General features: G+C 60.8%; 30 protein-coding genes and 3 pseudogenes. All 33 read right to left on the reverse strand.

The window, feature by feature from the left end:
* Nucleotides 1-50: 50 nt before the first annotated feature.
* A complete protein-coding gene (locus JCM21793_RS10920) occupies nt 51-737 on the reverse strand; it encodes a hypothetical protein (protein WP_025030380.1) in 687 nt (228 codons plus the stop codon).
* Nucleotides 738-888: 151 nt separating this feature from the next.
* On the reverse strand, nt 889-1,248 hold the full coding sequence (locus JCM21793_RS10925; RefSeq protein WP_025030381.1) for a hypothetical protein: 360 nt from the start codon (nt 1,246-1,248) through the stop codon (nt 889-891).
* A 12-nt stretch (nt 1,249-1,260) separates the two neighbouring features.
* Nucleotides 1,261-1,506, reverse strand: coding sequence for a hypothetical protein (locus tag JCM21793_RS30250; RefSeq protein WP_025030382.1), 246 nt, complete (start codon nt 1,504-1,506; stop codon nt 1,261-1,263).
* Nucleotides 1,418-1,687 (reverse strand): hypothetical protein, encoded by a 270-nt coding sequence (locus JCM21793_RS25355; RefSeq protein ID WP_051556165.1) that lies wholly within the window; start codon nt 1,685-1,687, stop codon nt 1,418-1,420. Before JCM21793_RS25355 ends, JCM21793_RS30250 begins: the two co-directional genes overlap by 89 nt.
* Nucleotides 1,684-2,463: a lysozyme family protein gene (locus JCM21793_RS10935; RefSeq protein WP_025030383.1), complete on the reverse strand. Its 780-nt coding sequence runs from the start codon at nt 2,461-2,463 to the stop codon at nt 1,684-1,686. The genes JCM21793_RS25355 and JCM21793_RS10935 overlap by 4 nt, the downstream gene beginning before the upstream one ends.
* Nucleotides 2,464-3,173: 710 nt before the next feature.
* On the reverse strand, nt 3,174-3,461 hold the full coding sequence (locus tag JCM21793_RS10950) for a hypothetical protein (RefSeq protein WP_025030385.1): 288 nt from the start codon (nt 3,459-3,461) through the stop codon (nt 3,174-3,176).
* Nucleotides 3,458-4,072, reverse strand: a complete 615-nt coding sequence (locus JCM21793_RS10955; protein WP_025030386.1) for a hypothetical protein — start codon at nt 4,070-4,072, stop codon at nt 3,458-3,460. The genes JCM21793_RS10950 and JCM21793_RS10955 overlap by 4 nt, the downstream gene beginning before the upstream one ends.
* Before the next feature lie 95 nt (nt 4,073-4,167).
* Nucleotides 4,168-4,689, reverse strand: coding sequence for a hypothetical protein (locus JCM21793_RS10960; RefSeq protein ID WP_025030387.1), 522 nt, complete (start codon nt 4,687-4,689; stop codon nt 4,168-4,170).
* A 129-nt stretch (nt 4,690-4,818) separates the two neighbouring features.
* Nucleotides 4,819-5,061, reverse strand: a complete 243-nt coding sequence (locus JCM21793_RS10965) for a hypothetical protein (protein ID WP_025030388.1) — start codon at nt 5,059-5,061, stop codon at nt 4,819-4,821.
* Between the two features lie 96 nt (nt 5,062-5,157).
* Nucleotides 5,158-5,613: a hypothetical protein gene (locus tag JCM21793_RS10970; protein WP_025030389.1), complete on the reverse strand. Its 456-nt coding sequence runs from the start codon at nt 5,611-5,613 to the stop codon at nt 5,158-5,160.
* Nucleotides 5,606-5,998 carry a hypothetical protein gene (locus JCM21793_RS10975; protein ID WP_025030390.1) on the reverse strand — a complete coding sequence of 131 codons (393 nt, stop codon included), beginning with the start codon at nt 5,996-5,998 and terminating at the stop codon, nt 5,606-5,608. Before JCM21793_RS10975 ends, JCM21793_RS10970 begins: the two co-directional genes overlap by 8 nt.
* Nucleotides 5,991-6,404 carry a hypothetical protein gene (locus JCM21793_RS10980; protein WP_025030391.1) on the reverse strand — a complete coding sequence of 138 codons (414 nt, stop codon included), beginning with the start codon at nt 6,402-6,404 and terminating at the stop codon, nt 5,991-5,993. Before JCM21793_RS10980 ends, JCM21793_RS10975 begins: the two co-directional genes overlap by 8 nt.
* On the reverse strand, nt 6,404-6,661 hold the full coding sequence (locus JCM21793_RS30255) for a hypothetical protein (protein WP_244439724.1): 258 nt from the start codon (nt 6,659-6,661) through the stop codon (nt 6,404-6,406). The genes JCM21793_RS10980 and JCM21793_RS30255 overlap by 1 nt, the downstream gene beginning before the upstream one ends.
* A gap of 14 nt (nt 6,662-6,675) precedes the next feature.
* Complete coding sequence (locus tag JCM21793_RS25360) at nt 6,676-9,072, reverse strand: phage tail protein (RefSeq protein WP_025030393.1); 2,397 nt, start codon at nt 9,070-9,072, stop codon at nt 6,676-6,678.
* 3 nt (nt 9,073-9,075) lie between these two features.
* A pseudogene (locus tag JCM21793_RS25365) lies at nt 9,076-9,488 on the reverse strand (DUF6950 family protein).
* Entirely contained in the window at nt 9,485-10,117 is a 633-nt protein-coding gene (locus JCM21793_RS11000; RefSeq protein WP_025030394.1) for a hypothetical protein, read from the reverse strand. The pseudogene JCM21793_RS25365 and the gene JCM21793_RS11000 overlap by 4 nt, the downstream one beginning before the upstream one ends.
* A 14-nt stretch (nt 10,118-10,131) precedes the next feature.
* On the reverse strand, nt 10,132-10,791 hold the full coding sequence (locus JCM21793_RS11005; RefSeq protein WP_025030395.1) for a hypothetical protein: 660 nt from the start codon (nt 10,789-10,791) through the stop codon (nt 10,132-10,134).
* Entirely contained in the window at nt 10,791-12,896 is a 2,106-nt protein-coding gene (locus JCM21793_RS11010) for a coiled-coil domain-containing protein (RefSeq protein WP_025030396.1), read from the reverse strand. Before JCM21793_RS11010 ends, JCM21793_RS11005 begins: the two co-directional genes overlap by 1 nt.
* On the reverse strand, nt 12,883-13,104 hold the full coding sequence (locus JCM21793_RS25370) for a hypothetical protein (RefSeq protein ID WP_036540140.1): 222 nt from the start codon (nt 13,102-13,104) through the stop codon (nt 12,883-12,885). Before JCM21793_RS25370 ends, JCM21793_RS11010 begins: the two co-directional genes overlap by 14 nt.
* Complete coding sequence (locus JCM21793_RS25375) at nt 13,101-13,454, reverse strand: hypothetical protein (RefSeq protein ID WP_244439726.1); 354 nt, start codon at nt 13,452-13,454, stop codon at nt 13,101-13,103. The genes JCM21793_RS25370 and JCM21793_RS25375 overlap by 4 nt, the downstream gene beginning before the upstream one ends.
* Nucleotides 13,455-13,517: 63 nt before the next feature.
* Nucleotides 13,518-13,946, reverse strand: a complete 429-nt coding sequence (locus JCM21793_RS11030; protein WP_025030398.1) for a phage tail tube protein — start codon at nt 13,944-13,946, stop codon at nt 13,518-13,520.
* Nucleotides 13,947-13,973: 27 nt separating this feature from the next.
* A complete protein-coding gene (locus tag JCM21793_RS11035) occupies nt 13,974-14,378 on the reverse strand; it encodes a hypothetical protein (protein WP_025030399.1) in 405 nt (134 codons plus the stop codon).
* Complete coding sequence (locus JCM21793_RS11040; protein ID WP_155983424.1) at nt 14,378-14,707, reverse strand: head-tail joining protein; 330 nt, start codon at nt 14,705-14,707, stop codon at nt 14,378-14,380. The genes JCM21793_RS11035 and JCM21793_RS11040 overlap by 1 nt, the downstream gene beginning before the upstream one ends.
* A 2-nt stretch (nt 14,708-14,709) precedes the next feature.
* Nucleotides 14,710-14,904 (reverse strand): hypothetical protein, encoded by a 195-nt coding sequence (locus JCM21793_RS11045; RefSeq protein ID WP_155983425.1) that lies wholly within the window; start codon nt 14,902-14,904, stop codon nt 14,710-14,712.
* On the reverse strand, nt 14,888-15,349 hold the full coding sequence (locus JCM21793_RS11050; RefSeq protein WP_025030402.1) for a hypothetical protein: 462 nt from the start codon (nt 15,347-15,349) through the stop codon (nt 14,888-14,890). Before JCM21793_RS11050 ends, JCM21793_RS11045 begins: the two co-directional genes overlap by 17 nt.
* A 92-nt stretch (nt 15,350-15,441) precedes the next feature.
* Nucleotides 15,442-16,473 carry a major capsid protein gene (locus JCM21793_RS11055; RefSeq protein ID WP_025030403.1) on the reverse strand — a complete coding sequence of 344 codons (1,032 nt, stop codon included), beginning with the start codon at nt 16,471-16,473 and terminating at the stop codon, nt 15,442-15,444.
* A 70-nt stretch (nt 16,474-16,543) separates the two neighbouring features.
* Nucleotides 16,544-16,897 carry a head decoration protein gene (locus JCM21793_RS11060; RefSeq protein WP_025030404.1) on the reverse strand — a complete coding sequence of 118 codons (354 nt, stop codon included), beginning with the start codon at nt 16,895-16,897 and terminating at the stop codon, nt 16,544-16,546.
* A gap of 66 nt (nt 16,898-16,963) precedes the next feature.
* A complete protein-coding gene (locus JCM21793_RS25380; protein ID WP_306306747.1) occupies nt 16,964-17,362 on the reverse strand; it encodes a hypothetical protein in 399 nt (132 codons plus the stop codon).
* Between the two features lie 159 nt (nt 17,363-17,521).
* Complete coding sequence (locus tag JCM21793_RS11070; RefSeq protein WP_025030405.1) at nt 17,522-18,436, reverse strand: S49 family peptidase; 915 nt, start codon at nt 18,434-18,436, stop codon at nt 17,522-17,524.
* Complete coding sequence (locus tag JCM21793_RS11075; RefSeq protein ID WP_025030406.1) at nt 18,433-20,136, reverse strand: phage portal protein; 1,704 nt, start codon at nt 20,134-20,136, stop codon at nt 18,433-18,435. Before JCM21793_RS11075 ends, JCM21793_RS11070 begins: the two co-directional genes overlap by 4 nt.
* A gap of 35 nt (nt 20,137-20,171) precedes the next feature.
* Nucleotides 20,172-20,405 (reverse strand): gpW family head-tail joining protein, encoded by a 234-nt coding sequence (gpW, locus tag JCM21793_RS11080; RefSeq protein WP_025030407.1) that lies wholly within the window; start codon nt 20,403-20,405, stop codon nt 20,172-20,174.
* Between the two features lie 7 nt (nt 20,406-20,412).
* Nucleotides 20,413-22,452, reverse strand: a pseudogene (locus tag JCM21793_RS31470) (phage terminase large subunit family protein).
* Nucleotides 22,449-22,811: pseudogene (locus JCM21793_RS11090) on the reverse strand (hypothetical protein); the annotation flags it as partial. The pseudogenes JCM21793_RS11090 and JCM21793_RS31470, both read right to left, overlap by 4 nt.

A 22,811-nucleotide genomic window follows, 5' to 3' on the forward strand; every position in this document is an offset into this window, starting at 1 on the left:
AGTGGAATGCAGCTGGGGTCTTCCATGGGAAGAATGCTCTGCGTCGCGAATCAATTGGCACCTTGCGGCCCCACCGGCTCTGCACTCCGATTGACCGAAAGGCGAATGCCTTCATCCTGCTGCAACTCAAGCAGTGCAGCCACCCGGCACCAGCTGCCGCTAAAGCACGGCACTGCCCATTCGCTGACCAGGCTGTGCCGCTCTGACGGCTTAAAGCCATCCTGCGGTCGTGAAACGCGCACGGCCTTGAGCGTATAGGAGAGCCAAGCATCAAACAGCACAGCCGTGCTGGTCATTATCTCGTTCACCCCCTCGGAATAATCCCAAGCCCTGCTCCACGCGACGCGGCATTTCCCGCTCGGCATGCCCTCTGAGGCTAACGTCATTTCAACGAATGGCTCACCTTCGGCGAAATCCTTCGTCTCGTCACCGGTCTTGGAAAGAACCACCGACTTGGGCTCCGGGCCAGTTTCTAAGCCCAGGGCATGCAGGCTAGAAGAAACGACCCGATATCCTTCAGGCAACAGCTGCGCAGGGAGCTCCTGCGTTACCGGGTCTGCGAGACAGGCCAGCCGGAACGTTTCCAGGACATTGAGAATGCCACGAAGGTCCGACCAGTTTTTGTGTGCGAAGGTAATCCGCTCCGGCTCGGCAAACGCAGCAGATGGAGCACCCAATAGCCAGATCGCCGAGAGACATACGACCCGAACAAACTGCGGATTGGAAATGCTACTCATCAAACTCGGCTCCGGGAGCGATGGATCACAGAGAGCCTATCACAAATCACTGGACGTAGTTGGCCCGTGGTTGTGAAGCCTGAACGCAAGAAAAAGCCCCGCCAGCCGAAGCCAGCGGGGTGTGTAAATTTTTGCAACCAAGTTTGTGATGCTACGGCGGGGGACGCCCAGTCAAAGCATACCAGGCCGTCGCCGCGCCCGCCGCTGCCGCGATCAGCGCCTTTCCGATGGACCACAGTGTTTGACCGAGCCGGCCGGCGAACACCACGCGATCACGCACGCGCTCAAGCTCTTCCGTAGTCGGTCGGATAGATTCCACGCTCTTCTCCACTGCGGCCAATCGGTGCGTGATGCCGATGATCTCACGCTCAGCCCGTTCCTGCGCCTCATAACTCCGGCGCCGCCCTTGCGACGCCGACTTTTGATCCTCGGCTATCGACGCCAGAAGGCGCTCGATAGAATTCAGCCGCTCATCGAGCCGCGCTACCTGTGCTTCCGTGCTGCCTGGCATCAGCTCCTATCCTCAGTCCCGCGTCTCACGCCCATGCCGGGCGCACTCTGATGGTGACCAGACCGACGCCCCGCACAGACCGGCCACCGTCTCGTCAATCCGTCGCTGGTCGCCAGCGGTCGCGCCTCGCGCCCCTATCAGCGATGTGCCGACCACACGGCGGAGCCCGTCACTGGTCGCAGGCGCTGGTTTCGTAGTTGAACAACCCGCCGCGCTCAGCGCAGCGGCGATAGCGAACACGCCAGTCTTCAGCTGCATTGCCGGCCTCCTCGTTTTCCTGATTGATCTTCGCAGCGAACGCGACCTGTTCGTCCACACGCCCCCTGTGGTGGCCGTAAAGGTAGATGCCGGCCGCCAGCGCCAGCACCAGAAGAACCGGCCCCAGCGCCTGCCTCAGCTTCAAGAACAGGGCCTTGTAGACAAGACCGGCGCCGATCATGACGCCAGCCCCAGTTTCTTGCGCACGGCCGGCATGCTGGAGATCGCGTAGATTGCAAAGCCAGCGATCAGCGCCACGATGGCGATCTGTGCCGCCGGGTGCAGGTTGCCGAGCGCGGCAAATGGAGCGCCGATACCAGTCAGCAACCACGTCCAGAAGCGCTTCGACTTCGCAACGGGTTCCGGCGTTGCCACTGGCAGCGGGCGCGGCTCGGGCTCGGAAGCCTTGGTGTTTGCCAAGGCATAGACCTTATCCAGAACCGCCTCGACCTTCGCCGGTGCCACCAGTGCTTTATTGAGGCTGTCGCCGGCGTAGTAGCTCTGGCCGCGCTGCACGTGCCGGTGCGCGCCGCGCGTGGCATCCAGCACAGGAAAAGACGCCCATTCGCCAGCGAGGCGCCGGCCGAACTCGGTGCGATCGATCTCGCCATTGACGAACTGGTGATAGCCGCGGCGGATCAGCAGGTGATAGGCAAGCCTGTCCTGCAGGTTCGCATCGAGTATCTGGGAGCCGCGCAGACCAAGCTCTTCCTTGAGCCCGATCAGCGTTTTGCGAATGAACTGCGGCGCACCGGCCGCTGACGATCCATGACTGCGCGACCAGGCGCGCTGCGCTGCAATCACCTCGTCCACAGTCATTCGGGTGAGCGGCTTCGATAATCGATCCTGTCGGTGGCCATAGATCACTTCATAGCATTCAGGCGGCGTGCGGCTGGTTTCCGTCTCATAGACGAATGCAAGCAGCAGCGCCGCGCCGGTGGGCACGGTGCGATCCATATCGTTTCCTTTCTGATGATGAGCCCATGCGAAAGCGCCGCGCCGGTGGGCGCGGGGAAGCATGGGTTTCAGGTTCCGTTATTCAGTGTTAAGCCCGGAGTGTCCTGTTGGGGGGCAGCCCCTGCCGGTTTGATGTCAGACCCGTCGCAGCCGGCAGGGGTTTTCTTTCGTTCACGGTGATCTAGGTTGCGAACGCTGGCGGGTGCCCGATTCTCTTTGACGTCGGGCAACAGATCCCACCCTCCCCCATCTGGCTCGCCAGCACCTTTACCCCTTGGTAATCGACATGCGGAAACATGCTACCGTTGGCGCGTGCCATGTCTGGCATGAAGCCATTGTCCAACGCGTAAGCCCCGCGCGCCAGCATGCTCCCAAAGATCGAAACGCACTTGTTGCAGTGCGTAACGGATCGTTATTGGAAGAGCGTTCGCGAATCCCGGCATCTATAAGCGCGGCGGACCTGGCGAGGTTCGCTAGGCCGGCGCTGACGAGCCGCCCTCCGAAGCGTCGGCCGACCTACGTCATCGCACCAATGCCGAGCTCAGCCTGAAAAACTACCTTTGGTTGCCAGCGAGCGAGCTTTCTCCCCTTGAGCGCCCCAAGCCTTAAGGTGTGAACCCCAACAATTCGCTCGTTGGCGCTCATGGCGTAAACCTGCCACCTCAGATGTTGGCAGGGATCACGGTTGTTCTACTGGTGGATGCGCATTTCTATGAGCCATCAATGCTGTGCTGGTTATAGCGGGCCTCAGCCGGCAGAATGATGCCGGCCTGAAATCCGTGGAGCAGCACCGCATCCTTGTCCGTGATATCTCCGCCCATCTGTGAGAACGAAATCATCGCCTGCATCCACTCGGCAGTGGCCTCAATTTCGGTTTGCCCCAAAGCGGCACATCCCAGGGTCGCGTTCGTGATCCAATCATCAGCAGATTTTGCTCTGTACGAAATTCTGGCCGCATCGGCATCGCTGATTTCAATCGAGATTATCGACATGATCATATCATCTCCACTGTTAGGTTTTGGAAACTTCCGTCCGGGTGGTTTGTGCCCATGGTGACATTGAAGCTAACTATATCGCCCGCCGACAATTGCCTTACTAGGCTCATAGAACCGGTCGATTCTGTGCCCAGCGTCCTGATGCTTGGGAGACCAGCGACCCCATTTATTGTAATCGGAATGCGAAAATCGCCTGTGCCGCTCTGCATGCCCATTATCGATATGCGATACCGCCCGTTTTCGGGGATCACTACGTGGAGACTGTCGCCAGACAAAGAAAATCCGGAGTTCTGTTGTATGACTAGAGAGCGGTATCCACTCCCTCCCCCTGCGGGTGTGCAGTTTATATAAGGTTGTGACGCCCTATTGAGCTTTCCTGTCATTGTGTCGCCGGCCCTATTGACTGGCGTGAAGCCTAACGCCGGCTCCGCATTTTGCGCGAGTACGCCTTCCGCAGCCGTGGCGAAATCACCAGTTGCCGCAAAGGCTGCGCTTCCAAGCGCTCCACCCTCTTTCAGCAGCTTGCCGGTGGTGCCATCAAACAGAGCGACATTGCCGTCGGTCGCACCGTTCGGGCCGACGATGTCACCATCCAGACCTTTCGCTGCGACCACATCCCAATAGGTCTGCCATGAAGCACCGACGCCCGGTTCGCTTGCAGCGTCGGACGTATGCGCCGTGGTGCAGATATAGGACGAGCCGTTGTTCTCTACTCCGGAAAGTTTGTCGTAAGCCGTGGCGGTAGCCAGGCACCCTGCCAGTCATCCCATGGCGAACCAGTCGCCCCGGTCGGACCGGTGACGTAAGCGGGGTCGCTCCAGTCCGCTGCTGCGACACTATCCTTGGTGTAGATAGCCGATCGGCCGTCGCCGACATCGGCAACGAGAACGGTGAAGCCCGCCGCTTGGTTGTCATACGCAGCGCGGCCCGCAAGATCAGCCACCTGAACATCGAAACGAACGCCGTTGACCAGGTCCTGCTTGGCGATCACCTCTAGCGCACCGGGGCCGGTGAAAATCGGAATCTTGTTTGCCGCCCCAACCAGTCCCGCCAGTGCCGACACGTTGCCGCTGGAGAGCATCTGACCGATTTCCTGCAACGCCTGCCGATAGGCAACGTGATACGGCGTGAAGGTCACGCGATACGGTGCGGCTGCCTGCGTCGGCCCCGGCCATGGATAGGCCAGCGTGATCTGCGTGTCGCTGTCGACGGAAGCGATCGGGATCGGCATGCGACATGCTTGCCGAAATCATCCGCCGGCCGCACGATCTGCGACCAGGCCGTGCCTTGCCCCGTGACAACGGTTTGGCCCTGAGTCACCGATGCGGTGCCGGTTTCATAGTAGCCCTGCTCGTAAAGGTTACCCGCCATTCTCGGCATCCTTCTGTTCGGCCTTGGCGCCGCCCTCGGTCGCAGCGTCCTGTAGCTGGCCATTGATCTTCGTCAGGCTGTCGAGCTCCACCTGCATGGCCTCCCGCTCCTGCCGCGCGCGCTCCAGCGCGTCGACAAGCATCAGACAGCGATTGCGGTAATAGTCGTTGAGCGCGGTCGCCTCGACGGCAGCAGCCATCGGGCTGACCTGCTTTTTCGGCTGGTCAGTCATGGAGTATCCGGTCTTGTGGGAGTGCGTTGTGGTGTGGTCAGAGGTGCGCGATCAGCGCCTTGATGTCATCGCTGGACGCTGCAGTGCTTTCTATGGTCATAAATCATAATCCCAAATGATATAGAAAACTTCCCACGGGCCGTTCAGAAAAGCTTCGCTATGATAATTCACTTGAAACACAAAGCGATTATTGAAAACATTCGCACCATACCAAGGTATTCTATTCGACCCTTCGTAAATAAACTCAACATGGCTTCCAATGTGCTCATTCCATTGCTTCGGGTTGGACGTAACTGTGCGGCGAACAGCGAAGAACACTGGTGGTCGCGCTGAAAACGTCTTACCGAAATTGACGGTTCTCACTTGATGGCCGTTCCCTGGCGCGGGATAGCCCTTCGGTGTCGCCGGAAGATTGAGCACGCCGCGCATCAAGAGATTGAGTGTGCCGTAATCGGAACTAAAATGAAGGTCTTTTGGCTGCGCTGTTATAACGTCCACACCGGGCTTGCTCACGAACAGCCCGTTCTTATCGAGAAGCACCCGATTAACCATCAAGATTCACCTTGAACACGGCATAGAAGGTCTTGCCGGTGTAGCCGATGTTCTTCGTCCACACATGCGCAGAAAAGCTTGTGTTGGAGTGGTATGTGACGTGCGCATCCATCTCCGAAATGATGTTCAATCCCGGCCCCAGAAACAGTTCGAACTCAGGCACCAGCATGATTGCCGGCCTGAAGCCCAGATCGACCGGAATGGAGAATGATGCACTGCCGCCGTTCGGGACGCTAAGCGTGCCCGTCTGCACCACCTGAAGAGAACTCCAGTCAGACGAAAAGAGCAGATTGCTTTCGCCGGTCGTGACAACATCATGCCCGGGCTTTGATATATACAGCCCTTGAGCGCCGCCTTTCGGGCCAAGAAGAACGCGATTAACCATAGTTGTTCCGCAAGACGATGTAGAAGACGGTTCTCGTGCCGGGGAAGGAATTCATGTGCCGCTCAATCGTGAATTGATCATTGCGTATCCTTAAGCCGAGCGCGTGCCAGTTGTAGTTTGTGCGCGTTGCCATCCACCACTGGGAAAGATCGTTCGATTCTCCAGAAACCCAGGCAAGTACGGAGGGCGGACTGCTGAAGGTTTGTCCGTAGGTGATTGTTTTGAAGGTTTCACCGCTACCCCAGACAAAGCGATCGGATGTGATCCAGTTGCCGATCTCGCTCCAGCGGCTGTCGAACGACAACTGATTGGGCGCCAGGCCGGTGTTCAGAACATCATTGCCCGGCTGTGACGTGCGCAGGACATAGGTGCCGTCAAACGCCCCAATAACAACTCTGTTCGCCATCAGTCGGCCACCAGAATGCGATTGTTGTCCAGTTCAATGCGCATCTTGCCATCGTTGCTCTGGACCAGCCCCGAGTTCACTGTCCCGATGTTCGCGACGTTCATGCGCCAGACTCCGGCGGAATAGATCAGCGGATTGACGATGCTGCCGCTGCCAAGGTCACCAAAATAAAGCGTCTCGGCATCGAGCACGACACGGCTCCGCGGCGATCCACTGGTTCGCGCGTCGAGATAGATTGACGCCTGCTCGAAGGTCACTCCATCGTCCGCACTCACCTGCAATACGGCACGCGCCCATCCACCGCCTGGCGACGCCCCCGCCTGAACGCGGAACGTTCCGTTGGCAGAAACATCATCGACCTTTGTGCTGACCTGGGTGATCGCATCGGACAAGGCGACCACCTGCCGTCGATAATCTCAATCTCGGTGGTGAGCAGATCGACAGCCTCAGCGATATCCTCGTCGATCGTCACTTCCAGAATTTCCAGTCGCTGAGCAAGCGCGCTGGTTTCGTTTGCAACGACGAGGACGGCTTCCTGATAGGAGGCCGTCAGGTTCGCATAGCTGACGGCCGCTTCACGCCGTAAGCGCTGGACCTGCCCGTATTGCTGGTCGAAGTCCCCCATATCCTTTGTGGCATTGTCGAGCGCCCGCTCAATCGTCTCGCGGGTGTTGTACTCGACAAACTCGGTCCGATCGCCGATCGCTTCATTCAGGCTATCGAAATCCAGGTCGAGATAGACGTCGAACTTCACATTCGGCGTGCGGACGGCCAGCCAGCCAGACCACAGGGATCGCCGATTGGAATATGGCAGGTAACGGCCCCTGACCTCATAATCCATCGCGGGCAGCAGTCCCTGCGAAATGAGCAACTGTCCAACGAGCACCTGATCGGTGCGACCGCGATAGACTGTTTCCCCTGTGGTCGCCAGGCGCACCTCGAACTCGACACCCTTCGTGTCCTGTATGTCGCCATACCAGCCAAGCAGGATCGCCGGGCGACGCGGCTTGCCATCATTATCGGGAACAGTCGCAGGATCCGCCGTCCAGTCGTAGATGACCTGCGGTGCGGGTTCGATCGGCCCCATCGGCCCGATGGAGTAAGGAAGCTCGTCGGTTGCCGGTGTCCAGGCGTAGTCGCTCGGGTCAATTTCCTGAATGGAAACGGCCTGATTGGAGTTTTCCAGATCGTCCATCGAAGAGATCAGGAACAGCTTGTCGACATAGCCGTTGCGTGCACTTGTCCACGCAGCAGTGTCCAGTGGCTCCAGCAACCACGCTTCGGGCGGCAGCGTGTGACGATGACGACGGAACCGCCTGTTGTCCTCCATCAGGGCCTTTTGCAGTCTCTGCACCTGAATGGGAAACGGTACGGCGTTGAACTCGACAGAGGCGATCAGTTCACGCCCGTCATCCGCATCGACGTAGTCCTGCGAAATCCGGAGAGGCGCATCCTTCATGGACCATGCTGTCTCAGGCTCCGGATAGGTCGCGCTCACACCGTTGTAGGTCTGCTCAAGGCCCGGGAACGGATCGCACGACTGGTCTTCCGTGATCGCAATGCTTTCGTCGGTGAAGAAGTATGAGGGCAGCGCCGGGGCGCCGACATGAATTTTGTAGACACCGCCGATTTCCGCCATGCGCCCATTGCAGGATTTCAGCAGTTCCTCGATGACAGCCAGGGGAGACTGCTCGAATGGCTTGATCTCATAACCGCACCGGAACTGCCGCTCGCCGTCAACCAGCATGTCGCACTCGTTCATGGCAGCAAACCATGACGAAAGCGGCAGCCTGCTTGCCGGAATGCCACCACCGAAGACAAGCTCGCCTTCGAAGTGAATGCCGCGCAGAATGTTGAAGATGATCACCGCCGGGTTGTCTGAGAAGGCGTAGGTGTCCGCCTCCCCCCAGCGCTGGATTCCCGCCCCACCGACCGAACTGTCCTTCCTCGGATCGTAGAGCGGCAGGCCGGATACCTGCCAGATCGCTTCCGGAACACCGCGAAACAGGTCACGATTGAACTCGGCAGTGAAAATGACATGGGCGACCCCGCGGCCAATCATGCCATTGTCCCACGCCCGGTCTCCGGCAGCGCCAAAGGTCGACAGCAGGGTCGGGTCCGGCGTGTCGCTGCCACCCGCAACATATTTGGCGAACAGCCAGTATATGCCGGGATGATCACCATGGGTAAATTCGGTGAATGGATAGCTTCCCGACCCGAACCAGGCGAGAGACCCGGGCCTGTCACCAAGGCCGGGATCGCGGTTGATCTTGCGGCCGCGCATCCAGACCTCATTCGAAATACCGGACACCGGCAGATCGGAGACGCTTATCACCTGGGCGATACCGGCGTTCGGCGTCGATCGGACCTTGCCCCATGTGTTCGCATAAACGAGATGCCCCGCAGTGGCATAGGTGCCGACGATGAAGGACATCGACTTGTCGCCGCCAAGGCCGATGCTTGTCTTGATGCCGGGTTGCTGCGGCTCTTCATTATCCGTCAGGATGCGCTGAAGGAGGGACAGTCCGATCTTCAGCGCAACGGTGAGGATCAGTTTGCCGATCGCCGTCGATGTGAGCAGACCGACAAGCGCTGCGACAGGACCTGCAAGCGCAAAGGAAGTGGATGCCAGGAAAAACCAGGCGGTCCAGAAGATCAGGTTAAGCATGGTTCAGACCCGAAATGCCCGTTCAGCACCAAGGAGGTCCATCGTGCCGAGACCACCCTCCGGCTTCAGAAAGATGACCCGCGCGCCCTGCACGACACCAAGCGCGAACAGCCCGGCGTCATCGACCGAAACCGCCGCAATGTCCCCCACCTGCGCGTGAGAAGGGTGAATTTCCGTCAGGTGCGCCGCCGCAAGATCCGCATGCGTTTCGAACCCTCTTGCCTTCAGGAGGCGCAGGCCGCCTTTCAGGGTGGAATAGGATCCGCGATAGTCGGTGGCGAAGTCGACCCCGGTCATGGCGGTGACGGCACCGGCAGCAAACAGGCGCAATCGAACACACCCCATTCGAACGGGTGTCCCTTCACCTCGTTGATGTAGGCGCCCAGCGCGGCGCGCCAGAAAGAAAGGCGCTTCATCCGATCGGCCCCGATTCCTCGCCCCAGGCAAGCTCCCACTGGTTGGCCACGTCCGTGTATTTGTAGAACCGGTCACCCTGTCGCTGACGCTGATATTCATCCGACTTCCGGGACGGCACTTTCCGGGTCAGGATGCGTGTATGCGATACGATCTCCAGACGGATACTCCCTTCGGAGTTGGCCTTTGGCGTGTTGATCGGCGTGCCATTGATAAAGCCGAGGAAGCGCGGGACGGCAGGCGCAATCGGCATGCGCGTTTCACGGTTCAGATAGAGGCGATGGATCTCGACCTGACCGTTGCGCGGATCGTAGCCGCGAACCGCCTGTTCGATCGCCGGGTCCAGCTGGCTGAACACAAGCGTGACGCGCCGGACCGTGAGATCGGAAACGAGCGGAATTGGCGGGACATTCAACAGCCCACCCATTCCATAATAGGTTCTGGTCACGGGCGCGCCTGTTGCACCTGCTATGACCGCAATGTCGGTATGCTCGCGGCCAGTCCAGAGTCCGATGGTCTCGGGCGCGCCGTTGCTTCGATTCTTCGCAGTGATCCAGACGAGGTCGCGAAAAATCAGCCCATCGCGCGCCTGGAGTTCGGCAGCGGTCGCGGTATCAACAGATCGAACCATGATGCTCTCAGGCTTTAGGGGTGAAGACGCTGGAGAATGGAGAACCCAATCGACACCGAGCCGAAGTCGTCGACCTCTCCAACCGTGAGACTTTGGGGAACGATCCGCATGAAGGCGGCGGGCTTCACGAGTTCGACCGGTCCTCCGGCCACGCCTCCCGGCTCGAAATGCGGCCTCACTTCGAACACCGGGGTTTCTCCCGCCGCGTCCGCCGCCACCGGTTCCGAGATCCTGTGTAGCGTCCGGCGCACTGGACCCGCACCATATTCAAAGGCGAGCATGTCGCCACGGGACAGCTGATATCCCGCGGGCAATCCGGCAAGCCGCATCGACTTGTTGTCCGCCTCGATCGACAGAACGGTCGGCGTCGCACCACTGATCAGCAGACCCTTGGGATCGAGACGCGGAAAGGCAGTGCGCGGATCATAGAAAAGGAATGAGTGCAGAGAACCGTCGAGGGTATCGATCAGCGCCTGGGTTTCGAGGCCGTCGTCATGAAAGGCCGAAAAGAGCCGGACGGAGGCCGACCAGAGTGGCGGGGCCAGTTCGCCGGAAAGGAACTGGCCACTGCCCAGGCCGGACAGTTCCTCGAAGCGCTGGAGCCGGAATGGCGCAGCAGCAACGTTGATTGCGTCCTGAAACTCTGCAAGCGAAAGGGGAAAATTGAACGCCATCAGCCCCGCGCCCTCGGATCGTTGCTGATTGCCTGAACACGATCGGGAAGGGTTGCATCGAACCGGCCAATGGACGCTTCGCTGATCCTGACCGCCACGTCCTCGCTTTCAGCACGAATGGTCGGACGAAACATCGGCCCCTCTTCTCCGATGATGTGTAGGGTGATCTCGCCGGCGTTTTCGCGGCCGGCCGAGGCCATGCGCTGAGGCATGGAGAACAATCCGATGCTGCGGCCGGCATTCATGGCTTCAAGCATGGGGCGATACTGCTCTGCCGGGCCGGCGCGCACGACGAATTCCTCATTGTGCACGACACCCGCCACCTTCGAGCGGTCGCCGCTACCGGTGAAACCACCCGTGTCGAACCCTGTCACAGTCCGTAATCCCGCCCACGGATCAGAGAACCCGCCTCCGAACAGCCCCCCGCCCCCACCAAACAGGCCCGCAAGCGGTCCCGTTCCGAGAAGGGCTGCCTGGGCTGCCGCGAATGCGAGCTGGATTGCCAGCCGTTTGACGGCATCTTCCGCCCGGCCGGAATTGTCGATCATCGCCAGCAGCGCATCCGATCCCGACTGGAACAGGTACTCCAGGGATTGCGTTCGCGCTTCCTGCGCTGCCTTCAGCTGTTCCTCCGCGGCGCGCTGCGCCTCGATTGCCGTTACAAGTGCTGCAATGCGTTCGCCCTCACGCGAGGCAGCCTCGGCACCGGCGTTGCGCAGTTCATTCGAAATTCGCTTCTGCACATCGCTCTTGCCCATCAGCGAAAGCTCATGCTCCAGTTCGGAGATCACCCGGCTGATTGCCTCGGCTTCCTTGTCGCTCGCCTTGGCGGCCCCGGACGCAGAGCGCTCGGATTCGCGCCGGGCGACGGTCATTTCGGCAAGTTCGCGCGCCTGCGCTTCGGTCAGCGCCGCGCCCTGCGACGACGCATCATTGAGGATCCGCTGCGTCTCGGCGGCAATGGCGCGCTCGCGGTTGGATAGCGCGAGTTCGTCACGATACTGGCGGATGTAGTCGACAGAGGTGTCAATTCTTCTGCCTGATTCACCCTGGTCTGGACCGTATTGAAAATCTTCAGAGTAGCCGTTTCTACGATCAAGCTGATCTTGGATTACGGCGATTTCATCGACCAACTTGCGGCGCTTATCCTCAAGACCTTCGATATAGTCCTCGGTGCCGCGACGCCTAGCATCAGCATATGCGCCCTCTACGGTCGCGAGATTGCGACGCCATCGCTGGAGTTCTTCATCCAATGAGCGCAACTCGGCATCCTTGTCTGCTCTCGTGGACAACAATGTTCCGGTCTGTTGTTTCTCAAAAGAGTTGTAGCTGTCGAGGAACGTGAACCAGGCGCTGGTCGCATCGACGATCGCCCGCTTCATGGCGGTGCCGATCGTCGTCGTGATGACGTTGAACTTCCGATCTACATCCTCGGCCTTTCGGATCATCTCCGCATCCATCACGAGTCCAAGATCTCGCGCGGCCGCAATTTGGTCGCGAATTCCCTGTTCGCCTTCGTCGATAAGCTCGACGAACCGCTCGCCGGCCGATCCGCCGAACAATTCATCTGAAATGCGAATGCGGGCGGCCTGGTCGAACTGCTCCAGCTTGCCGATAATCTCGGTCAGGAGGGCGGATGGATTTTTCAGCTTGCGCGACAACTCCTCTGATGAAAAACCGAGGCGCCCGAAGGCTTCCGCTGCCGATCCGCCGCCCGTGGCCACAAACTCGTCTGCACGCAGGTTCAGTTCCTTCAGGCCATCGGTGAGAATGTCGACACCGATGCGGTTCTGCTCGGCGACGAATTTCAGTTCCTGAAACGATTCCACATCGACGCCGGCCTGTTTGGCCTGTCGACCAATATCGGCAACTGCTTCAGCGGTCTGTCGGACCTTCGCGACGACAGCCGTGGCACCCACGGCGGCGAACAGAGCGGGCATGGCGCGCAAGGGCGCCATGACGGTCTCCACACCGGAACGGGCACGCCCCATCGCGCTGCCGATGCTCGCACCTGTCGACTGCGCATCACGGCGGATCTTGGCCCAGGCGGAGTCGATACCGCTCGTATCGCCTCCGATCCTGTATCGGAGATCATCTCTGCTCAATGCCCTTGCCCTTGTTCATTCGTTTCCGGTCACGATCGGCCAATGCGGCTTTGGCTGCTTCGTAGGCCTCCCGCGTCGGAGGCTGGATTGCTGACTTCTTCGCCCCGGTGGATATGGCCCAACCTTCCCAGGCGGCGCGGAAGTATGCGAAACCCGTCTGCCAGAACTCATCCTCGGTCCAATGAAGGACGCCACCGGCGAAATTCATCCACTCTCCGAAGGGGAGGCGCTCGATTGGCCGATCGCGCGTGCCAGCAGACCGAGCGCCATCGCCTGCAGTTCCCTTTCGCTTTCGGCCTGGGCTTTTTTTGCTTCGTCTTCCTCAGCCGGCGTCAATCCCGACACCGCGCCCGAGATCGATGCATAGACACGGGTGAGCCCGGTCGCGCCATTGACATGCGGCCAAAGGCTTGCGGCCTTTTCCTCACCTACGAGAATGGCGAGCGCATTGCGGAGCGTTTCAGGCTTTCGCGCCCGAAGCGCCTCCTGTAGCCCCTCAAGTCTCAGATTTCGTCTCGGCCATGAGGCGGGCGATGTGATCGAGTGATGCCGCGACAAGAACCGTGGCGGCCCCGGGCAAGGCAAGCTCGCGCTCGCCCCGCCATGCGTTCGGCGCAATCATCAGACGGCCGTATAGGCGATTTCGCCCGAGGCCTGCACCTCGCACGAAAAGTTCATGTCGTTGTCGAGGTCGCCGGAGAACTCGAAATTCGAGATCAGCCAGTCGCCGACGAATTCGCCATAGCCTGGAACGAAGACGCTGTAGCCGGTCAGTTCCGTCTGGTTGACGGCAGCGTCGGCGAGCAGCTTGCCCGCAACATCATCGTCGAAGATACCGGAACCGGAAAAGTTCACGTCCTTGCCCCCGTACTTGCGGACGCGGATCGGCGGCTTTGCACGGTCCGTGCAATCGGCGCGCTTCGATTCGATGATGTCGTTCAGAATACGGAAGTTCGTCGTGTTGATGCCACAGACATTCTCCCAATCAGCGGGTGCAGGCTGCCCCGTGGGGCGCCGGATGATCAATAGGCGGCCGAGCTGTGTCGACATGGCTGTTGCTCCTTGGCAATGGCGGGATCAGGAGACCCGCAGGTTGTAGTCGAGCGAGAGTTCCCACACCGGCAGTTCTCCACCGGGATGCGGCGTGATGGTCGTTTCGATATGCGTGCAGTCCTGACAGACGCCGCCAAGCGTCGGATCAGAGTCAAGCGCCGCCTCGATCCAGACAGATGCTTCGTCGCAGACGTCGTCGCCATTGGCTGCTGCGGCGACATAGGCCGTGACGGTGAGGCGTGGTTCCCGTCGTTTGCGCTGCGCGCCCCGGCTGACGGGCTCGCTGGGTATGGTGGGCATGATGCATGGGCATTCCGAGATGTCCGGAACTGGGCGGCCGTCGGACTTGCGCACCGTCCAGCCGTGCGGCGCCGACTGTTGAAGGATTGCCAGCACGCTGTTGCGAATGAGCGTCCGGACGTGCAGCATCAGGCACGCTCCAGCTCGCAGCGCACCATGCCGCGACCATCCGGCAAAGGTTCCCGAACCGTCCAGGTGACGCCCCTGAAGGTGAGCTTGTCACCATCGGAGATGTTCGGGACGTCCGCTTCCGCAAACGATGCCCTGGGCGTCATTCCATTGACACCCGGTTCGCCATACCCGGCCCCGCCGGCGACCTCCCCGAACGGCCCGCGAATGATGACACGAACCGGATCGTCCAGAGGCACACCTCCAATGGTGACTTCACCCGTTTCGCCAAGTGCGTCGAGAAACGCAGCCGGCATGCCGGTAAAAACAGAATTCGGAGGGATTGTCATAGCTACTCCGACTTCTGAGCGGCTTCGCGTGACGCAGCCGGCGGCACCGCCTCCGGAAGGCGCCCGAACCGCGCATCAAACTCGGCAGCCTTTTCCGTGGTCACGGTCGCCGGTTTTCCAGGCGCGACGCGCTTGCCGCCCTGGTCCCGAACGGCAACGGGCCAGCGGCCCGTTTCGGTGTCAGGCTTTTTCACCATTGCCGCCTCCACCTTCGCCCGCCGTCGCAGCTTCCAGTTCCTTCACGCGATCAGCCAGCAACTGGTTGTCCTCGGCAAAGGCGTCCCTCTCCGCAGAGGCTTCGCTGTGCAGCCGCTCCAGTTCTTCCACCCGGGCAGCGAGTGCCGTTTTTTCGCTGGCAAGCGCGTCACGCTCGCCCGCAGTTTCGACAAGCTTCTTCTGCTGCTCCTCGACCCTGTGGGCGAGCATTTCCGCCTCTTTTTCCAGAGCGGCATTCACGAGTGCCGCCTGCCTGTCCGGCCTGGCGGCGTTCTCACCGCCCTTCCAGACACCGAACTCATTCTCGAGTTTCGAGACCTCCTCGGGAGACAGGCCATTCTTGCCGCCAAGCGGCACGTCTGCGCCGGGCGGAAAGGACTTTGCACCGAGGCTTACCGTGGTGTTGAAACGATGCGTTTTCGACATGTGATTTCTCCTTGGCTCTATTGCGGACCTCCCGCAGCCCTCCGCCGAAGCACCACAGGGGCAACGGCGGAGGGTTGAAGGCGGCACGCGGATCAGCGCACCAGCGCGAACAGGGATGCATTGGGTTCAGGCATGATCGGCAGCGGCGCTGCCTGCGTCTGAACGATCGTGCGGCTCGGATTCTTCTCCGGCCACATATCGGGAAAGCGCTCCATCGCCAGGAGCGCCTCGTTGTCGAGGATCGCGCCATAGGCGAAATGGCCGTTGAAGCCGAACGGATCGAAGATGCCGACGCCATAGCTCGGCCAGAAATTGTTCTTCACGCCGCCCACCGTGTAGGGCTGCGAATACTGAACAAAGGTCAGCTGGCCAATCGTGCCGAGAACGGTGTGGTAGACGCCTTCTGCACCGGTCGAGACCGGGCCGAGCTGGAACTTTCCTCCATCCTGCCGGCGATTGTCGAGCGCGGCGAGGAAACGCTCGGACTTCTTCAGAAGGCCAGCCGCGCCCGGCCCAAGCAACACTGTGCGCGCGGTAAATCCGTCGGTGTCGGCCAGAAGCTGCACCCATGCCTCGATGTCGTCATAAGGGTCAACGCCAGCCTCCCCCCAACGGGCCGCTGCGGCAAGCGCAATGCTCAATGCAGGATCACGCCCGAAATCGACCGTCTGCGTCGGGTAATCTTCACCTTCGACGATCACTGTACCGGTCCGCAGCGCCTGGCTGCACATCGCCTCTTCGCGCCGCGTGATGCGCAGATCCTGATCATCGATCAGCATGGCAAGATTGTAGGCATAACGCTGTGCCGGCGTCATCTCACCGGCCATTCGCTCGCCCGGGATTCTGATCATGTTCTGGCGCGGACGCAGCGTGTTCTGCGGCTTCACATAGGCCGGTGTGAAGCTGGTGGCCTTGAAACCACGATTGGCCGAGTCCTTTCCTGGCACATCGGGGTGAACGAAGGGCGCCAGTTCACGATCAGGAAGGATCTTGTCAAAGACGATTTCCTCCAGATCAGAGAGCACCACGGTACTGAACATGGTGCTGCGCAGGAATGCCTCGGGACGGTCGCGCGGCGGAAGAACGGCGACCAGTTCCGCGGTATTGAGAAGAATGTTGCTCATGGGAGAGACCTTTCTGGTTCGAGCCCTGTGTCCGCTCGGCCGCGACCGTCAGACAGATGAATGATTGAGATCAGGCGAGTTTGCGCACGACAAGGGATGAATCCGCCGCACGGAACGCCGCCTCGACAGTGTCTGCATCGTGGCCGGCACCAAAGACGAGCTTGCTGGCGTCCAGGCCGGCGGAGGCGTAGGCGGCGACCTCGATATCGCCACCCGAACCATCCGCATCGTAGGCAAGCACGAGGGCGGGGACTTCCGAGCCATCGCCGGCTGCTGCCGCTGAGATCGTGTATTTGTCGTTGGCCGTAATCCGGCCCAACACGGTTCCACGTTCGAAGGGGCCGCCAGTCAAAGTGATGGTGCGCGTGATGACCGGAATGTCGGAGACAAGCAGATCGTTGGGCGCGTAGGTTGCAGTGTTCATAACTGTCATCCTCGTTTTTTGGCCCAAGGGCCGGTTTCTGTAATTGCCCTGCCGGGCCGGACGCGTTTAGGCGTTTTCCGGCTTGCGTCCGTGCAGGGACTGGATGGTCTGTTTCACGCTGGCGACGAGGGACTGTCGCTCGCTCGCAGGGCTCACCGCCCCGCCCGATCCGATCTTCGGGCTGCGGCCCGCCATACGACCGGCAAGTTTTCCCGTCCCGGCGTTTGAATGTTCGAGCAGCGCCGACGCTTCCTTCGCGGAATAGAAGCGCTCGCCGAAGGCCAGTTCGGAAGCGAGACCCGGATTCGCATCCGCATTGGGGTGCGTGAGGATTGCGTGAATACGCCCCTGCTCCGCACGACGCACACGGTCGGAAGAAGCCTGCGGCTTCGGATCGTCGTCCTCAGAACCTTCCTCTTCCTGGTCGGATTCGGCACCGATTTCTTCATCCTCTCCTTCGGCCACGGGCGCTTCATCCTCGTCGCCCTCGGTTCCGGTTTCCGTGGTCTCGTCGTCGAGGTCCTCGACTGGTTCATCTTCAAGGCGTGCAGCTTGTTGCGTCCACGCACGGCGGCGAGGACGCTTCTGGTCAGCGTCGACATAAGTTTCTCCTTTTCGCTGGTTTCAGCCGGCCACGCGGCCAAGCTCTTCTTCGAATGCTGCAAGCACCTGGCTGGGCCGCGCCACTGCATCGGCAAGGCCGATGTCAACCGCCGTCTGTCCACGAAAGCACTTCGCCTCGGTTTCCATGGCAGTTTCGAAACTCAGACGCCCCGCCCGGTATCGCGCGACAGTCTGGGCGAAGTCCCGGCGCATCGCCTCCATATCGGCGAGCGCTTCTTCGAGCACGTGATCGGGGATCGGCCCATAAGCGTTGAAGTCGTCTTTGCGCGCACCCGCCTTCATGATGGTCACTTCGAGGCCCTGATTGGCGAGCCATTTGCTCACGTTGACGTGCATTGAGATAACGCCGATAGAGCCGGCCTGGCCATTCTGCGGAAGGACAACCTGTCGCGCGGATGAGGCGAGAAGATATCCTGCCGAAAGTGCATAGTCGGTCAGGATCGCAATTGTCGGCTTTGCCTGAGACAGTTCGAATAGACGCTCGGCGCAATCGAATGCGCCGGTGACCTCACCCCCGAAGCTGTCGACCTCGACCACGACACCGTCGATGGAGCTGTCTGTCCGGCAATCGTCTGCCTGCAGGCCGATAGCTTCATAGGTCGTTTGACCGGAAGATTTGCCGATCCACTTACCCTTGTTGATCAGCGTGCCCTCGACCTCGATCAGAGCTATGCGATCCGAGATTCGTTTCGGCCCCTGATAGATCGGCTGCCCCCAACCATCCACTGCATCGCGTAATGTGTTTCCGACTACGCCGAACTGCTCGCTGCCATGAACAGCGACTTCGGCATCGGGCATGCCCAGTACACGCGGGCCGAAAGCACGGGCGATCACATTGCCCTTGCCCTCGTGCAGCATGAGCGGCGTGTTGAACATGCGCGCCGCAATTTCGGGATAGTGCGCCGCCATGCTCATGCTGCCTTCCTCCGGATTGATGGAATGCCCAGGGGATGACGCCGCGCCTGCTGGCGTGTGCCGTTCACCTCCTCCTCTACCTCTTCGTCGGGATACTTGGTTTCCGTTGTCGTTTCGCTCTGGGTGCGTGTCTCTGGCTGCGCACTGTCAGGATCCAGACCGAGCCTCAAATAGAAGTCCCGCTCCCGCTTCCGTTGCAGGGCGTTGACTTTCCAGTCGCGCCCCTGCTCGGCCGCTTCCTGCTGCAGGGTCGACAGGTTGGAGGAAATGCGAAGGCCTGCCGCCTGCGCCTCCCTGTGCGGATCGATCCAGCCGCGACCGGGGCCGATCCATTCCGCGTGACACCATGCAGCAGGGTTCTCCTCGAAAGGCACAGCATTGGCAGGGAGCTTCACAAGCCCCTTATCGAACACTTCCTCTAGGAATGCCCGATAGATGCGCCCCATGAACTGTGCCGCGAAACTGCTCTTGCGGCTGGTTAGCCCCTTCCAGACTTCGAGCAGCGCCGCGCGGGCCGAGGAATAATTGACCTTCGACCAGTCCATCGTGAGCTGTTCGTAGGAAAGGCCGACAGCACTGGCGATCTTGCGCAACGCCGCATTCACGAAGGCCTCAAAATTCGCGTTCGGGTGCTCGGGGCGGGTGAACTTCGCCGTTTCGCCAGGTTGCAGCGTGTTCACGCGGACTCCCGGCAGATCGATCGGAGCGGCGTCGTAATAGGCATTCTGCGCTTCGGCGAGCGCTCCATACATATTGCCGACTGCCGAACTGCCCTCCGCGCCAAGCGAATCCATGAGCTCATCCGGATCGAACGGTGTCTCGATAAAGGCAGCCATTACCGCATTGAGCAGAGCAGCCTGACTTTCGAAATCCTCATAGTCAGTGGCCTGCTTGATCGACCGGATGACCGGCGCCCAACTTGACGCGCCGCGTGTCATTCCGGCACGGACTGGCTCGAAGGCATGCACGACGATGGGGCGGCCCCATTCCGTTTCGCGCTCCACCCGATCCCACTGCCACTGGTTCGGCATGCCCGAGAACGTGTCGCCTGGGTGCGCCCGGCGGAAGTGATAGGCGACCGCTGCGCCATATCCGTCGATCTCGACACCGTCGCGTAGGAATTCGCTATCCATCCTACCCATAGGGTTCGAGCAACGACCCGGGTCGACGACCTGCACCGCCGTCTGAAAACCCGGTGCATCCTCGCGCCAGATCAGCGTTGCCATGGCCTCACCGTCGGCGCCGAACCGATGGCGTGCCGCCAGCCCCAGAATGCCGGCCATGTTCTTCGAGCGCTCGGCATCGCACCACATGTCGACATCCAGCGTGAAGTCGCGCCAGAGCGCTTCGATCTGATCGGCAATCTCCTCCGCCTCGTCATAGGTGAGGTTCAGCGAGGCATGGTTCGGCTTTGCCGAAAGAATCCATCCCGACCCGATGATGTTGTCGACAAGCCTGGACACGCCGGCCGACGCCCAGCCGTCATTGCGTGCGATGTCGTTCAGCCGGTCGACCAACTGACCGCGGTCCCAGCGCAAGGCCGAGTGACCGGACCATGTGCGCGGACGCCATTTGGCCAGGGAAGGATTGTCGTAGCCTGCACCCTGATAGGCCGTGGACGCCATCATCCGGTTGCGGGTCATCTTCGCCCGGGCAGCACTGCGCACGGCAGCCGGGAGCGGCGCGCCGTCTGCGCCCATCAGCACCGGTGCATTGCTGGAAACGGTCGGTTCCATCAGAACGTCACTCCCCTGCTGCGCGCGCGTGCGCTCCGACGCAGGCCTAGCTGCGCTTCTAGCCTGCGGATGAAGCTGCGCAGCGAAGCGCGGTTCGCCGCCGAGTAGGTCACCTGCTCTCCCTCATAGGAGACGCTCGCCCGCAGGCCGCCAGTCTCGAGCTTGAACTCGGCCGCACGGGCCTGATCGAGCTGCGCCTGAAGCGCTGCCCGCCGTTCCTCGGTCAAAGCCATGTTGTTCCTATCGGTTGCGGCGCTTCGCGCGCTCGGCCCGCTGCAGGGCTGCAGCTATCAGGCTTCCTTCGAAGCCACCTCTTTGCTTTGTGATGAGGCCTGCTGTTCGCTCTCAACAGGAGTGATCAGGTCCTCGAGATCGCCCTGTGCGGGCTTTTCCATCTTCGACAGACGCTCGGCGAGCATGTCCCACTCTTCGTCTGTCCAGTAGGTGACGCCCAGCCGGATCGCCCCAGCATGCGCCTGGTTCATCATGTCGAGCGCTTCGTTGCGCTGACCGGACGGCAGTTTCCAGACATAGCGCGCATGGCCCGAACGCGTCCGCTCCTCGACCCGGATCTCCGATGTGACCTGCTGATAGAAGTCATCACCAAGCCCCACTGCAAACCGGATGTAGCCAGCCTGCTCCGGGTCTTCCTTCTTCATATCGCGGTAGAGCCCGATCTTCATGATCGAGGCATTGAAGTTGAAGAACCGCGACGTCCATTTCTGTTTCTTCGGCTTGCCCTTGCGGTCGAACTCGCGCACCTGCGACAGGAGTCGCGCAGTGTCCCGATTGTCGCCGCGCACCATGATGACCCGCGACTTGGGGTGTTTGCGCACCCAGCCCCAGACATCTTCGGTATAGGCGTTGCCGTCGATGGCAACGATGTCGGCCGAGCGCTGGTTTCCCCATTCGTCCGCCCAGGTCCGCTTGATCAGCCGGTCGAGCGCGGCGCGTACCTCCGGCTCACTGATGTGGCCGGAATGGACGCGATAGCCCGACAGATGGCTGCCGGCGCGGTGATCGACAACGCCACGGTCGATTACGCACCGGGAAGCGATTGCGGCCATAGCCGATCAGCTGCCACTCGACGCGGTCACCCTGTACGTCCATGCCGATGGCGAGCGCCAGTGCCTCAGCGGGGATCAGTCCCCGCTGAAAGCCGGTTTCCTCGCCCCGGTCCCGAAGGTCTTCCCAGTCGATTGCCTTGTTGTCCGCCTCGAATGGCAGTCCAAGCCAGTCATTGTAGAAGACCTGCTCGGCCCCCGCACCCTTCTCCTTGTCGTCGGGGCCGCCCGACTGCACCTTCAGCCAGGCGCGCGCCAGCGCTTCCCAACTCTCCAGCGGCGAATAGGCAACCCAGATATGGAACGAGCGGTGGAATCGCGCCCGGTCAGGGTATTTTGCCACCCAGCGCGCGCCGTTCTCCGGTGCCACCATCCATGCACGATGATGTTCGCGGATCTCGCAGCCGCAATGGATGCAGACGAAGTGCGCATCCTCGGGGTGCTCGGGATCGATATGATCCCGCATGTTCTCCCAGCGCAGCTCCTGCAGTTCTTCACAGTGCGGGCACGGGACGTGATAACTCTCCTGTGTCCCCAGGTGATAGTTCGTCGTGATCCGGCAGCCGGGCGAAACCAGCGGCGTCGAAATCTTGAAGACCTTCCGGTTGAAGAAGGCCTTCGACCGGCTGTCGGCCTGTGTTTCCGGGTCGCCCGCCTCGTTCATCGACCATTTGGCAAGGTCGTCCTGAACCTGCTTGCGCGGCGAGATCATCGACAGGCCCGCCGGCGAGTTCGCGCCTGCTGCCTGAATGGCCCCGCGACCGTCGATCCGCTCCTTGTAGAGGATCGAGTTCCCGCCATCGCGGCTGGTTTCCGAGAACAGCGCCCGGATTGCGTTCGTCTCCCGAACGAGCGGCATCAGCTTGGTCTTCGACCAGCGTGACGCGTTCTCCTCGGTCGGATGGACGTAGAGGAAATCGCACGGGTCCATGTCCATGGTCCCGAGTGTGAAGATGTTCGCAAGAACCGTGCCGCCAACCTGCGCGGACTTGCCCAGCGTGACAATGCTGCACGGGTCTTCAGGCGAAAGCGCCCGCAGAATCTCCGAGAAGAACGGAAACAGCGCCTCGTTATAGGCACCCGAGAATGCTGAGATTCGCTCCGAAAAGACGATGTTCTGCTTGGCCCATGCCAGATAATCGACCGGCGGCGGCGGAGTGGCGGCTTCGAAGAGCGCCTCGTATTTGAGCCGCTCGGGATTGAACAGCATTGTCATGACGCTGACCGCAGTTCCTGTTCCTCGGCGTCCTCGACGAGCGTGGGTGTTGCCTCTGCCTGCGCCCGGTAGCCTTCCGCCGCCTTCGCGCGAACCACCCGAAACGACTTCTGCAACACCTGCTGAGCATCGCGTTCAGAAACCGAAAACTCGGCGGAAACGGCATTGGCCATATCGCGCAGCCCCTGCTCCATCACCTTGAACGCTTCTGCAACGGCGCGCCCCATCTCACGCCGTGCGGCCTCCGTTAGCATGTATCGGCCCACCGCAAGCGCTTCCTCGCGCTCGGCCTGCGCCGTTTTGATACGCTGTTGCTTCAGGCGCTCGGCGGCCAACTCGTCGTGCACCGGCTCCGGAAC

It is taken from the genome of Nitratireductor aquibiodomus NL21 = JCM 21793, from assembly GCF_000615975.1.
GTDB classification, from domain to species: Bacteria; Pseudomonadota; Alphaproteobacteria; order Rhizobiales; family Rhizobiaceae; genus Nitratireductor; species Nitratireductor aquibiodomus.

Bases quoted from the DNA above. Each gene is read 5' to 3' on its own strand.
- JCM21793_RS10920 (WP_025030380.1), bottom strand. From the start codon at position 737: ATGAGTAGCATTTCCAATCCGCAGTTTGTTCGGGTCGTATGTCTCTCG.
- JCM21793_RS10925 (WP_025030381.1), bottom strand. From the start codon at position 1,248: ATGCCAGGCAGCACGGAAGCACAGGTAGCGCGGCTCGATGAGCGGCTG.
- JCM21793_RS30250 (WP_025030382.1), bottom strand. From the start codon at position 1,506: ATGCAGCTGAAGACTGGCGTGTTCGCTATCGCCGCTGCGCTGAGCGCG.
- JCM21793_RS25355 (WP_051556165.1), bottom strand. From the start codon at position 1,687: ATGATCGGCGCCGGTCTTGTCTACAAGGCCCTGTTCTTGAAGCTGAGG.
- JCM21793_RS10935 (WP_025030383.1), bottom strand. From the start codon at position 2,463: ATGGATCGCACCGTGCCCACCGGCGCGGCGCTGCTGCTTGCATTCGTC.
- JCM21793_RS10950 (WP_025030385.1), bottom strand. From the start codon at position 3,461: ATGATCATGTCGATAATCTCGATTGAAATCAGCGATGCCGATGCGGCC.
- JCM21793_RS10960 (WP_025030387.1), bottom strand. From the start codon at position 4,689: ATGCCGATCCCGATCGCTTCCGTCGACAGCGACACGCAGATCACGCTG.
- JCM21793_RS10965 (WP_025030388.1), bottom strand. From the start codon at position 5,061: ATGACTGACCAGCCGAAAAAGCAGGTCAGCCCGATGGCTGCTGCCGTC.
- JCM21793_RS10970 (WP_025030389.1), bottom strand. From the start codon at position 5,613: ATGGTTAATCGGGTGCTTCTCGATAAGAACGGGCTGTTCGTGAGCAAG.
- JCM21793_RS10975 (WP_025030390.1), bottom strand. From the start codon at position 5,998: ATGGTTAATCGCGTTCTTCTTGGCCCGAAAGGCGGCGCTCAAGGGCTG.
- JCM21793_RS10980 (WP_025030391.1), bottom strand. From the start codon at position 6,404: ATGGCGAACAGAGTTGTTATTGGGGCGTTTGACGGCACCTATGTCCTG.
- JCM21793_RS25360 (WP_025030393.1), bottom strand. From the start codon at position 9,072: ATGCTTAACCTGATCTTCTGGACCGCCTGGTTTTTCCTGGCATCCACT.
- JCM21793_RS11000 (WP_025030394.1), bottom strand. From the start codon at position 10,117: ATGGTTCGATCTGTTGATACCGCGACCGCTGCCGAACTCCAGGCGCGC.
- JCM21793_RS11005 (WP_025030395.1), bottom strand. From the start codon at position 10,791: ATGGCGTTCAATTTTCCCCTTTCGCTTGCAGAGTTTCAGGACGCAATC.
- JCM21793_RS25370 (WP_036540140.1), bottom strand. From the start codon at position 13,104: ATGAATTTCGCCGGTGGCGTCCTTCATTGGACCGAGGATGAGTTCTGG.
- JCM21793_RS11030 (WP_025030398.1), bottom strand. From the start codon at position 13,946: ATGTCGACACAGCTCGGCCGCCTATTGATCATCCGGCGCCCCACGGGG.
- JCM21793_RS11035 (WP_025030399.1), bottom strand. From the start codon at position 14,378: ATGCTGCACGTCCGGACGCTCATTCGCAACAGCGTGCTGGCAATCCTT.
- JCM21793_RS11040 (WP_155983424.1), bottom strand. From the start codon at position 14,707: ATGACAATCCCTCCGAATTCTGTTTTTACCGGCATGCCGGCTGCGTTT.
- JCM21793_RS11045 (WP_155983425.1), bottom strand. From the start codon at position 14,904: ATGGTGAAAAAGCCTGACACCGAAACGGGCCGCTGGCCCGTTGCCGTT.
- JCM21793_RS11050 (WP_025030402.1), bottom strand. From the start codon at position 15,349: ATGTCGAAAACGCATCGTTTCAACACCACGGTAAGCCTCGGTGCAAAG.
- JCM21793_RS11055 (WP_025030403.1), bottom strand. From the start codon at position 16,473: ATGAGCAACATTCTTCTCAATACCGCGGAACTGGTCGCCGTTCTTCCG.
- JCM21793_RS11060 (WP_025030404.1), bottom strand. From the start codon at position 16,897: ATGAACACTGCAACCTACGCGCCCAACGATCTGCTTGTCTCCGACATT.
- JCM21793_RS11070 (WP_025030405.1), bottom strand. From the start codon at position 18,436: ATGAGCATGGCGGCGCACTATCCCGAAATTGCGGCGCGCATGTTCAAC.
- JCM21793_RS11075 (WP_025030406.1), bottom strand. From the start codon at position 20,136: ATGGGCGCAGACGGCGCGCCGCTCCCGGCTGCCGTGCGCAGTGCTGCC.
- gpW (WP_025030407.1), bottom strand. From the start codon at position 20,405: ATGGCTTTGACCGAGGAACGGCGGGCAGCGCTTCAGGCGCAGCTCGAT.